Origin of the sequence: Metabacillus sp. KUDC1714 (assembly GCF_014217835.1) — a bacterium.
In the GTDB taxonomy this organism is placed as follows: Bacteria; Bacillota; Bacilli; order Bacillales; family Bacillaceae; genus Metabacillus; species Metabacillus rhizosphaerae.
The window spans coordinates 2960500-2972427 of record NZ_CP055263.1; the positions used below are offsets into that span (position 1 = coordinate 2960500).

The 11928-nt window shown below is 35.0% G+C and carries 10 protein-coding genes, 1 tRNA gene and 1 pseudogene; 4 read left to right on the top strand and 8 right to left on the bottom strand.

Annotation, left to right across the window (positions count from 1 at the left end; genetic code table 11):
- Positions 1-28 precede the first annotated feature (28 nt).
- Positions 29-100: transfer RNA gene (locus HUW50_RS14110), tRNA-Val, on the top strand.
- Positions 101-230: 130 nt separating this feature from the next.
- On the opposite strand, the gene HUW50_RS14115 is transcribed toward HUW50_RS14110, so the two are convergent.
- The 5 genes from HUW50_RS14115 to HUW50_RS14135 all read right to left on the bottom strand — a co-directional run bounded on the left by HUW50_RS14115 (position 231) and on the right by HUW50_RS14135 (position 6297).
- Positions 231-1352 (bottom strand): tyrosine-type recombinase/integrase, encoded by a 1122-nt coding sequence (locus HUW50_RS14115; protein WP_185652942.1) that lies wholly within the window; start codon positions 1350-1352, stop codon positions 231-233.
- 22 nt (positions 1353-1374) lie between these two features.
- On the bottom strand, positions 1375-1554 hold the full coding sequence (locus tag HUW50_RS14120; protein WP_185652943.1) for a helix-turn-helix domain-containing protein: 180 nt from the start codon (positions 1552-1554) through the stop codon (positions 1375-1377).
- A 331-nt stretch (positions 1555-1885) separates the two neighbouring features.
- Positions 1886-2554, bottom strand: coding sequence for a C1 family peptidase (locus HUW50_RS14125; RefSeq protein ID WP_185652944.1), 669 nt, complete (start codon positions 2552-2554; stop codon positions 1886-1888).
- Positions 2555-3862: 1308 nt separating this feature from the next.
- Complete coding sequence (locus tag HUW50_RS14130) at positions 3863-4084, bottom strand: hypothetical protein (protein WP_185652945.1); 222 nt, start codon at positions 4082-4084, stop codon at positions 3863-3865.
- Between the two features lie 977 nt (positions 4085-5061).
- The gene (locus tag HUW50_RS14135; protein WP_185652946.1) at positions 5062-6297 is read right to left on the bottom strand and encodes an IS110 family RNA-guided transposase; all 1236 of its coding nucleotides are present in this window, start codon (positions 6295-6297) and stop codon (positions 5062-5064) included.
- 773 nt (positions 6298-7070) lie between these two features.
- On the opposite strand from HUW50_RS14135, the gene HUW50_RS27120 reads away from it, so the two are divergent.
- The gene (locus tag HUW50_RS27120; RefSeq protein WP_260445496.1) at positions 7071-7388 is read left to right on the top strand and encodes a reverse transcriptase family protein; all 318 of its coding nucleotides are present in this window, start codon (positions 7071-7073) and stop codon (positions 7386-7388) included.
- Between the two features lie 44 nt (positions 7389-7432).
- A complete protein-coding gene (locus tag HUW50_RS27125) occupies positions 7433-7624 on the top strand; it encodes a reverse transcriptase domain-containing protein (protein ID WP_260445497.1) in 192 nt (63 codons plus the stop codon).
- Between the two features lie 494 nt (positions 7625-8118).
- On the opposite strand, the gene HUW50_RS14145 is transcribed toward HUW50_RS27125, so the two are convergent.
- A complete protein-coding gene (locus HUW50_RS14145; protein WP_185652947.1) occupies positions 8119-9123 on the bottom strand; it encodes a hypothetical protein in 1005 nt (334 codons plus the stop codon).
- A gap of 7 nt (positions 9124-9130) precedes the next feature.
- Positions 9131-9319 carry a hypothetical protein gene (locus HUW50_RS14150; protein WP_185652948.1) on the bottom strand — a complete coding sequence of 63 codons (189 nt, stop codon included), beginning with the start codon at positions 9317-9319 and terminating at the stop codon, positions 9131-9133.
- A gap of 464 nt (positions 9320-9783) precedes the next feature.
- On the opposite strand from HUW50_RS14150, the gene HUW50_RS14155 reads away from it, so the two are divergent.
- Positions 9784-11148 (top strand): hypothetical protein, encoded by a 1365-nt coding sequence (locus HUW50_RS14155; RefSeq protein WP_185652949.1) that lies wholly within the window; start codon positions 9784-9786, stop codon positions 11146-11148.
- Positions 11149-11339: 191 nt separating this feature from the next.
- On the opposite strand, the pseudogene HUW50_RS14160 reads toward HUW50_RS14155, so the two are convergent.
- Positions 11340-11708 (bottom strand): annotated as a pseudogene (locus tag HUW50_RS14160) (transposase); the annotation flags it as partial.
- Positions 11709-11928 lie beyond the last annotated feature (220 nt).

Genomic DNA, 11928 nt, shown 5'->3' on the forward strand with positions numbered 1-11928 from the left:
AATTTAAAATGTAGTTTTATAATATATCGATCCGATAGTTCAGTGGGAGAACACTACCTTGACAGGGTAGGGGTCGGGGGTTCGAATCCCTCTCGGATCATCAAAACAAAATAGTGTATGAATCTTGTTGTATCAAGGTTTGTGAGGCAGAGAGACCATTTGTAGAAAGTAGCTACAGATGGTCTTTTTTTGTGAAATTATGTGTTCTGGTCACAAACTGGTCACACAGCCTATTTTCTACCTGCATATATGAATTGGTCGAATATCGTTGCGGCTTCTTTTTGCATTGTTGGTAATGAATGACTATAACGATCTAGCGTAATCTTCGTGCTAGCATGTCCTAGACGTTCAGAGATTACTTTCACGTTCACACCTAATTGGAGCATGAGTGAAGCATGTGTATGCCGTAAATCATGAAATCGAATTTTAGGGACATTTACTTTTTTAATCAAATTGTTAAAGTTACGTCGAAGGTTACTAGGATTAATAGGAGTACCCTCTAATGAAGCGTTCACTAGATTCATGTTCTGATAACCGTTGCCAAGCTTTAAACGTTGCTCAGCTTGTACTGTCTTATGTTTCTTTAGTAGACGAATAATCGTATTAGAAAGCTCAATTACACGGCGGCTAGAGGTAGTCTTTGTGGATTCTTGAATTTTCTTCGAGCCATTAATAATTGTGTGACGTACCTTAATGACTTGCTTCTCAAAATCAATATCATCCCATAATAAGCCTATTAGTTCCCCTTGACGCATACCAGTATTTAGAGCTAATACATAAACTAACTCATAGGGAGTTTCCTCAGCTGTTTTAAGAAACATTTGGACTTGCTCCTGTGTCCAGATGTTCATTTCTTGAGGCTTATGTTTAGGTGTAGAAATAGCTAAAACAATATTATGTGGCACAACTTGTAGCTTAACTGCTTGATTATAAATGTTTACTAATACCTTATGAACATTCTGAATTGTAGCGGCACTACGTTTTTCTTCATGAAGTGTAGTGTACAGCTGAGACATATGCAGAGGCTTAAGGTTTGCAATTAGCATATGCCCTAGAAAAGGTCGAATATGATTTTCAATAGTATAGTAGTATTTTTGTTGTGTGTTTATGCTCACTGTACGCTTTTTATTTTCAATATAAATATCTAGAAATTCATTCAGTGCCATCTTAGAAGGCTCGATATATGTACCTTCGTTTACTTGACTAAGTGCTTTTGTCAGAGCAGCCTGTGCTTCTTTCTTCGTTTTAAAGCCACGTTTTTTCTTTTGTTTTCGTTTTCCTGAAATTGGATCTTGATAGCCGAATACATAGTACCAGTTATTGTTTTCTTTCTTAATAGAACCTTGTGCCATTGGGAGTCCTCCTGATCAAATATTATCCGTTTAACCATTTAAGAAATGATTGTTTTGATATTTTGATTCGACGACCGACCCTTACACTGTAGAAAACATTTGAGTGTACTAACTCATATGTTTGCCTTCTTCCTATTTGTAAAATAGCCTGTACATCTTTAACATCTAATAGTTCTAGATTTTGAAGTTCTAAATTTGTCATCTCTAATTCCTACCTTTATTATAAATGTTTTTGACAATGTTGTATCCTTTAGTGTCTTATAATTTAAGTGTACGAGGATTAAAGATTTTAAACAAAGTTGCTCAGAACCGATCTCATATGAAATACAGCAAATTTGAGGTTCGAAATGTTATTAAATTAGGGGAGCACATCTATTAATCTTAGGTATGCTCTACTTTCCTGCGAAATGCTCATATAAAGTGGGGTTTTTTATGAAAATTTTCTGGAGGTAGCACCTTGTATGGTGAAGGGGATTAGTGAAGTTCGATGCCCCATCCTATGGAAATGGAGTCCTATCTCTTTTTAGTTATGTTTATCCTACAATATCAATCATGGTGTAGCACTCTATGGTATCTAAACTGAAATATTCATATGGTAAGTATCCATATCCGCAGTCTCCCCAACTTCCCCATGAGTTTTTGAATTTCAATGTTTGTGTTTCATCGTTATATCCAACGATACAAATACAATGCATTCCCTCAGGAGTATCCTTATCTGAGACAGGAAACTTTTCTTTTTTAACTAATTCAAGGTTCAGAGGAGGTATAGGGAGTTTCCCTGTTGATTGGGCAGGTTCTTCACTCCAACTCTTATAAACGGGAACTAACATTACACAAGGACCATGAGTTGTTAAAAACTTGAATGCATCCATAGTTGACGTAATTTTTGCATAAGATTTAATGCGATACTTTTTTGCATTTTCATTATAATCACTGTTAGGTGTCCCCTTATTGTTTTCAGTATAAGGCCAAAATGATTCTTCACAGATACCTTGTTTTACTAGGGTATCCAAAGCAGCAGGGATAGGTGTTCCTATTTGTTCATCAGGTATACCAACAGTTCTTCTAGCTTCTTCATAAACATATCTAGAAGATAAGATTATATCTTTACTATATTCCTTTTTGTCAAAATACTCCTTACAAGCAGATACACCAAAACCAACACAAGAATTTTCTTGACCTTGATTTCTTACAGGTAGCATATTAGGGGTATGGTCTATCGCTGGAAGGTATTACCTTATTCACATCAACTATCTTGTCATAATTAGGTGAAGGGATTGCCCCTAGTTAAAAGTATACTGACATATTAAACAGTAAGCATTTAGAGCAATAAAATAAAAACATTATCAAGATAGCTTCTCACATATAAGAAAGCACCACAGATACTAAAGAGGCGATAGCTTAGAATCACCCTAAGAAAGAAAAATCTTACAAGAAAGGAATCTTAAGAAGAAGGAAAACAGTGCTAGATGCTATAGCACCTTTGGGGGAAGTCTGTCCTTTTTGAAAGAGCCCTTCTGTTACAAACTTCAAGATCAAAACAAAGTTTAAAACCTTTCTATTCACTGGGGTATTGTACATTTAGATATAATCTATCTAATAAGCTATATCCACCAATTGGAATCATACTATCTTCTAAATAACACACTCGATAGAGTTTCACACCCACTAGCCGGAGGCGATTAGTAGATCACAAGCCACAGATTTTCCAAATTAATCAGGAATCACAAAATATAAGATTAGAGTTATCTACTAAAATGCAACCACGACAAAACTGAGGAGTTTGAGCGCTGTATAAAAGTAATACTCCATTAACAGTAAACCACTAATAGACCACAATTCATTAGTAGACTACTATTACTGCACCAGTCCACCACGCATCATCTTCGATCAGTGGATCACTCAATCCTGTGCACGCCAAATGAAAAAACTACCACACACCGTACAAAGAGCACGCTCCCGCTTGCTGTAGACTGCACATATAATAATCCAACTCTATTAATGATCACTTGTAATTCATTCACTATCAATACCATTCCCTTCACAATATAGATAAAAGAGAAAGAGCCATCACAATAATGATGACTCCTTACTTTTTGCTTAAATAAAAGATAAAACATATAATCTATTAAAAAAGATTTATTTCTTATTTCTTATTTTTTGAAAATATAATTTATCTTTTACCATTTATGATTATATGTTTTATTAATGCAGATAATAAGAAATAAGATTCTATTAGTGCATTAAGAATGGATTAACAGTACCCGCTATTACAAGTTAGTTAGATTTCGTTTTAACAATTACATCTTTAACAGATACTTCCGATCAGTAATAGTTTGATTCTAAATATATACGACCAATATTAGCCTTTTAGGTTAGAAGCAGATACTTTCTTAATATTTGTAAATCCCATGTTTTTTTACAAGAAAATAGATGGAATTAGAAAAAATGGTATTTAATCCCTGGGAAAGGAATGAAGGAATTTTGCTTCAATTTATTAATACATAATGTTATTCATTTATGATTTTTAAATATTCTACTTCTATTACACATTCGAAATCATAAAATGGAAAACCATCATCCACTATAATATAGTGTGTTTCCTCTGAAGGATCATTGTCATACAAATATTCATATATTCCACCAAAAGTTAAATTAGGTATATCTTTTTTTATTATTTTTACGTGTGTTGCTTCTTCTCGTTTACAAGAGATATATTTATTATTCGTCATTGATCTTCACTCCCAGTACAGAATAAGAAAATAAAATATAAGCATAATTCATTTGAGTTTTATATATAACAAATTTATACCATAATAACAAAAATCTTACTAAAACCTAACTTTTCACACTTTTACATGCAATGTAAATTCATTTAATCTTCATGCGTTCTATCTATTCATAATGTAGGTAGAGAAGAATTTTTTAGTAAATCTTTTTTATAAAAGAGTTGATTGAAAAAATTAAAAAGATTAACCCTCTATATAAAAAAATATAAAAAAATTTCTGAGAGGTTGTAGCTATTATCACACCTTCGACTATTGGTGTTTTGCGCCCCACCCCTTGTTGCATCTATACAGGGTAGAGAAGGGAAATGTCAGCTAGAGGGCATAGTTTAAACTAAGCAAAAAAAGAAAAAGAATGTATAGTGTCCAGGTTTTAAAAAATTAATTAGATTTAAAATTAGGAATATCTCTACAATAGGTGCTTTAATAATCTTTTTACTGGAACTAAAGAGAATGATTTCGATTTAATGAAGTACTAGTTATGCATCAACAGCATTCATTGCAATATATATATTCGAATACACCCTTGATGTCGAGAGCCACGATTTTGCACAACTTCTTGTGCGTCCAGCTACACCATTAGTGGGGGGTTAAATCAATCGGTAAAGGGATCTATAATGAAGCATAATTGAACTTAACTTAAACCGACCTTCTTCCATTAGAAAGGTCGGTGCTTTAATATTAAAATTAAGCAATTCCAATAAAAATCAAATGAAGTATTTGTGTATTATTACCATCATATATTCCAAGTCAATTAGAAGAGAATGTCAAGTATTGTACTGAAACTAAACCAGCTAATAGTTTGTCAATATTTTTCAATAAAAAATATAAATTAGCCATGATATACTAAAAATATGGATGCCAAATAACCTTCCACTAACTAATCATTGGAAGGTTTTGTCTTATTTACTTAAAAATCTTAATTAGGCTATATCCTGGAAAGTGGTTCTGTTTTTTAATATGGCATAAATCCAATGTAAGAGCTTATTTACACAAGCAATAACGGCTACTTTGTAAAGTTTACCTTCCTCACGCTTCTTATCGTAAAACTCTCTTAATCTCTTGTTTCTAGGGATGATTTCATCCGTTGTTTTCTGTTTACGACAATCACGAATGCCAGAACGAACAGCCATATATAAGGCGTGCCGCAACCTACTTGATCCACGTTTTGTAATACGAACGAGAGTAGCTTTAAATTTTCCCGACTCAAATACTTCTGGATCAACTCCAGCGAATGCGACAAGCTTTTTAGGGTGATTAAACCGATCTATCTCCCCAATTTCAGAAATAATCGTTGCCGCGATTTTTTCTCCAATGCCAGGGATAGATTGGATAATCTTATATTCTTCAATTTCCTTTGCTAGAGTATCTATCTCAGCGTCCAACTCTGATAGATGCTCTTTGTATTGAAGAAGCATATTTATATACATACTCAGACTCAGTAAATGACTCTGATATAGTGTCTTTTGAAATGGATTCCGTGCAGCTGCTGCCTTTAGTTTTTGAGACTTTTCTACTGCCCATCTTTTCGAACGACTTTTACATAATTCCTTTATTCTATCAGCCAACGCATCTTCACTAACTGCTAAAATATCTTCTGATACTGGGTACTCTTGTAGAATATGCAAAGACACAACAGAATATAAGTCACCAAAAACGCCTCTATATTCAGGAAATATTTGATCTAGTACTGCTTGAAATTGTAGTTTGGTTTGCACGTACATTCCTGTAATATTCTCATGTTGTCTTGTAAGATTACGAAGGTTCAAGAGTTGAATCCCACGTTTCTTGTATGGCTCTAAATCCTCTTTGTAGTAAAGCTCACAAAGACGATAGGCATCAATGGCATCAGTTTTTACTTTTCGTAAACTAGAGCTTTTGGCTCTATGAGAGATCAAAGGATTAACAATGATTAATAAATACTGATGTTCCTCTAGAAACTGAACAACTGGTGCATGGTAATGTCCAGTCGCTTCTAAAACTACCGAAGGTTGGAGACCTGTTTTATCTTTTATATCTTTCAGAAACTCAAGTAATGATCCTAGCCCATCAAGATCATGTTTGATACTAAAGCTTTTACGGTAAGGTTTTCCCTTATCTAAAAATGCCTGAACTTCACTTTCCCCTTTTGAAACATCCAGACCAATGACTGGATTCATTCTAAATCTCCTACTCAAATGTACTTGCCAGTAACCCCTATTCCTCCTAGTAGTATCATAGCTTCGCTTGTTATACGAGATCTCGGTCCCAACCAGCCTCAAACATGTTTCTACCAGTAGGGGGTGAACGGTTTAGCTGACGGGATCTAAGTCCCACGGGTGCTTACGTTCTACCCTGGCTACTGCTATAATAAGACCCTATAAAAAAAGGTCAACCAGAAATATTTAGCATTCTGGCTAACCTTATAATACGAATGGGTGCTTGTGTGGCCGAGCTTAGGTCGTATCATATAACGGGTGGGATTCCCGTCGAGTAAGAATTAGCCATTCGCTCGTAGCGAGTCTTGGAGGACTAAAGGTAACTTTAGTTTTTAAGCGTAGACAGTTAGGTGGCGGGCCGAAAGCCAAATGGTTGAAGGGATTGACCTCCATAATGTTAGTAATACGAGAGGGCTGATGCTTTAAGCGCTACAGAAAGCTACATTTTATCTTTCGATAGTGGCAAGAAGGATAAAACCTCTCTGGAGTCAGAGACCTTGGCACGTTACACATTGATATGATACGGCAACTCGGGTGACCCTACCGGTCTTTTCTTTTTTTGAAGAGTATGGTGTACAAGCGATAACAAGCAAGGAAACCAAATGCCGATGTAGGAAAGGCTAGCTACCAGTTATCACCCTTACTAGGGACACATTTACTACACACAGAGGTAGGGATAATAAATGGAAACATAACTACTAAGGATAGCAGAATTAGCAAAGTCTGATCCTAAAATGAAATTCACATCACTTGCATATTTATTAAATAAGCAAGCACTAGCTCAATGTCATCATGAACTACCCAATAGGAAAGCAACCGGGATTAATGGTACTACTAAAGAGCAATACGGTGAAAATTTAGAAGAAAACATAGAGGAGTTAGTAAGTAGGCTTAAAAGTAAACGCTATCGTCCTGTTCCAGTAAGGAGAATGTATATTCCGAAGCTTAATTCAGACAAGAAAAGACCATTAGGAATACCGGAACATGAAGACAAGATTGTTCAAAAAGGCATTACAAAGATACTAGATACCATCTATGAAAATGATTTCTAGATTGTTCCTTTGGTTTTCGTCCAAACCGTAGTTGTCATGATGCTTTGAAAATACTGAACTACTATATTGAAAAGAGATCAGTAAATTATGTAGTTGATGTCGATATTAAAGGATTCTTTGACAACGTTGACCACAAATGGATGATGGAGTTCTTAAAACTGCGAATTGCTGACCCTAACTTACTAAGAATAATTGGTAGGTTTCTTAAAGGAAACTGGATACCTTTGATTTTCTAGGGTTCACACATTATTGTGGGAAAAGTAAACAATGGGAATTTCGGGTGAAACGGAAATCGAGCAGGAAGAAAGTCCAAGGCAAACTCAAAGAATCTAAAGAATGGCTTTTTATTTTAGTCAATGAGCCTTATCTAACATAAGGATGAATTATGTAATTATAAATGCAGAGAAATTACGAAGAAAGTGCTGATAGTGATGGGTGCTTTTATAAATATCTAGAAAAGTGAATAGACAAACTAGTTTTGAAAGGGGAAAGTTATGGAAAAGAATAAAAAGTTCCGGAGAGATTAAGTTATGAATCTGATGGAAAAATGGACAAAAAAGATCAGACTGAATTCTTTAATACCACACAAAACAGTGTATAAAAAAATAAAAATCTACTTACATTTAACGTAAGTAGGTTCTTAATACAAACAGCTAAAAAGAGTAACTCTTCAACAAACAAGCGCAATTTGTGGAAATTTTTAGTTTGAAACCTTCTTGTTATAGAAACTTCAAGCCCCATCCCCAGGGTGGAATTTATAGTAGAGCAACTGCCCCAGTTTTTCGAAATATCCATCTTTAACTCTATGTGTTACATTCACATCTATTGTTACATCAATGTCATTGATATTACTGTTATACGCTAATGCACCAGTTTGTCCTATGGCTAAGGTTCCTGTAGCAGCAAAATAAACTGTAGATAAAAGACTATCCAACTTTGAATAATAGACTTCTAATGAATCGGCGTATATATTCAATACTTTATTTGCATCGCTATACTTTCCACCTGGAGATAAAGCTCCCATTGGTATAGCTGCAGCCATACAGAGCCATTCCGAAAAAATATCGGTTGTTCCTGACGACTCGTTTATAAACGATTGAGCAGCATGAGCAAACACATGACAACCTAATGAATGAGTAACAATTGTCCCTCTGCCAATCTTGTTGATTAAAACTGACTCCGATATCCCTTTCAAGAATGGTACCAAAGCTGCACCTACTTCCTCCGCACGCTTCATTAACTCATGCCAGAAGACTGCTGCAAATAAATCTGGTGCTGGGTTAGGTTCGGGATCGGTAATAGGGCCTAGAATCATTTCAAACCCTTTTCGGATAGACCATTCGTACTCATCTGTTAATTCGGTGTCATAACTTAATATGTAAACATCAACATCTGAATAGCCAAGATTTGGATCATAAAACAATTTTACTTCATTTTCAAAGGGTTTAAAAAAGTCAAAAGCCGTTTCTTTATTTTGTTTATTAAAGGCACCATGTATAAAAATAAAAGGTCTCCTATTTTCTGGAAATGGAAATGGGAGGCTTATTTCATCTAATTCTACATTTCCTTCCCAAACTGCTGCTTTCGGATTTTTTACTTTGTAAATAACCGGTTTAACCTCTTTTCTAAGCTCATTTTGAACTTTATCAAATACTTCCTGAATTAAATCAAGTGGTATAGTACCCATTTCGAATAGAATCTGGTTCATTGCTATATGATGTTGTAATGTTCTCAACCTACTATTAATCAAAAATTTCTCGTATTTCTGGTACGTTTTTACAGAACAATCCGTAGTCGAGGACAAACAATCTTGCGCCGTATGATAGAACATGAAAATCTTGTACGGTGCCGTTAATCAAGTTGGCTGTTGCACCAGCTATTTCATTCCCTGCCTTTGAAAGCTTCTTACCAATATTTTTAAGACTACCCAAGGACTCACTCCTCCTTATAAATGGAAATTAGTAATAGTATAGTTTTATCGGATTTGTTTTATGTGACAAGTCCAAAATATTATAAATTAGTAAAATTGTATTTTTCGCACTTTTTTACAATTTAAAAATGAAAAATTGCATAATGTTAAATGGCATTTTAAACGTATTCTCGAGGAATATAAGAAAGTAATTCAACCTTAAACGTTGTTAAGCTAACGAGTGCAAGAGTTAAAGATAGGGGTTTCTGCGGCAGCCTTTTTTCTTTTTCCTTCTTCATCTAAAGGTAAAGGAGATGGTTAGTTTTATTATATTTCATTAGTGGAAAATCAGTATGTGTTACCGTACTAGTAATATCGAATTTTTAATCCAGCACTTTCCTGTTTTTAAAATCCTTATTTAAGAATTGTTGGAGTATTTTTCCTTACTTGCGGTAAATATAAAAAAAACCGTAAGGATTGATTCATTTGGAGACTGTTGAAGAATTGTACAAAAAACATGGATCGGTTACTAAACTGAGCAAGCTGTTGAATATTAATCGAAATAAGCTCTCTAAGGAGTTAAAGGCTTTGGGGGTAAGTATTGCTCCTGTAGCACAAAGAAAAGATGTGGATGTATTGAAAATGAAGGTTATGTATTTAATTGAGCGGATGAGTCTCTCTGAAATAGCTGAGGAGTTTGGCGTTGAACGCAGACTGGTTTCATACAGATTGAAAGAGTTAGGTGTAGAAATTAGATTTACCGCACCTAAAAATTTCCCCCAGGAAGTGTATCAAGATTGGGCGGAACAGTACCAGTTGGATTTTTCTTATGAGTATATTGGCAAACAATATGAAGTAAGCAAGGAAACTGTAAGGTATTATCTACAAAATAAGATGGGGATTCCTAGTCGAGCTAGTCAAAAAATATTTAAAGAGGAAACCTATCTTATATGGGTGGAGCTATATGAACATGGGGCGAGCCTACAAGAAATAGCGGATCAATTTGACGTATCTATTTCAACCGTAGCTAAACATCTCGAAATTCGAGGGATAGAACGAAGAAACGGAAATACTTTTACCGAAGAGATATATGATGAATGGACTGCATTGTATAAAGCTGGATTTACAACAAGAGAGATAGCCTCCTTGTATGGAGTCAGTAAGTTTCCAGTAACTTATCATTTAAAAAGGAAAGGCGTAAGGATGCGAGAAAACTGGGAGTGGAATCTTTCCAAGCCTCATTTATTGGAGGCAGAGCTATCTTATGAACAAAAACAATTGGTTATTGCAAGTGCCATGGGCGACGGTACTCTATATGATCAGGCTATGGGTGCTTATCTTCGTATGAAGCATAAAGAAGGGCAAAGGGAATACTTGGAATATAAAAAAGGGATCTTGGGTGGATACATTGCTCTTGCGGGAATGGTAGAGACAGAAACGGATGCAAACGGAAAAACATTTGAGCAAGTATATGTCTGTTCGGTCCCTAATATGTATATTAAAAAGATTCGTACCTTAACATACTGTTCAGGAGTGCGGGTAATACGTGATATTATTCCTCTACTTGATTCACTTGGACTAGCCATACTCTGGTGTGATGATGGCCATTACATGAAGAAAAAAATGGGAAAGCTGTTTACGCTCAACTTCTCGTGGGAGGACAATGAACTTCTTGCCGCTCATATGTCGGATAAATTTGGAATTGAATGTTATGTTAGCGAGATCTATTCGAAAAAATATAATAAAAAGTATCAGTGTATCTATATCACGGTAGAAGGGATGAAACAAATGATAGAGGTTATCTCTCCATACGTCCCTTCAAGCATGCGTTATAAACTTGGTGAATTGTAGAAATCCTAAATTTCTATCTTGCTGTAATTTCTTTTTTTTGATTATAAATGTACACTCCTTCCTCAACTAAACCAGCTAATAGGTTGTCAACATTTTTCAATAAAAAGATTTATAACATCATGATATACTAAAAATGTTCATGCCAAATAACCTTCCTCTATATTGTAATTGGAAGGTTTTGTTGTATTTAGTTAGATACAGTTTTTAGCTATATCTTGGAAAGAAGTTCGGCTTTTTAGTAAGGCAAAAATCCAATGTAAGAGCTTATTAACACATGTAATAACTGCTACACTGAATGGTTTTCCTTCTTCACGTTTCTTATCGTAAAACTCTCTTAATCTTTTATTGCGTGCGATGATCTCATCAGTCGTTTTCTTTTAACGGGCACCACGAATACCACTTTGAACAGCCATATATAGGGCATGGCGGAGTCTACAAGAACCTCGTTCGGTTATCCTATTAACTGATGCGGTAAACTTTCCAGAAGAGTAAACGCTAGGATCTACTCCTGCGAATGCAACTAGCTTTTTGGCATCATTAAACCGTTCTATCTCACCAAGCCTTCGGCTATTGGAGATTTGTGCCACACCCTTGCCATAAAGGGAACCTCTTAAAGGAGAAGGAAAAGTCATTATATGTTTGTACAATGTATTTAACCTAGCAAGAAGATAATATATGTTATCCTGATTTTTGTAATTCAATGATAATTTAGTGCATCTAGTAAAGATTAAAAAAACAAGTAATGTTCGTATTTCCTTGTTTTAAACATGGGGTAATTCT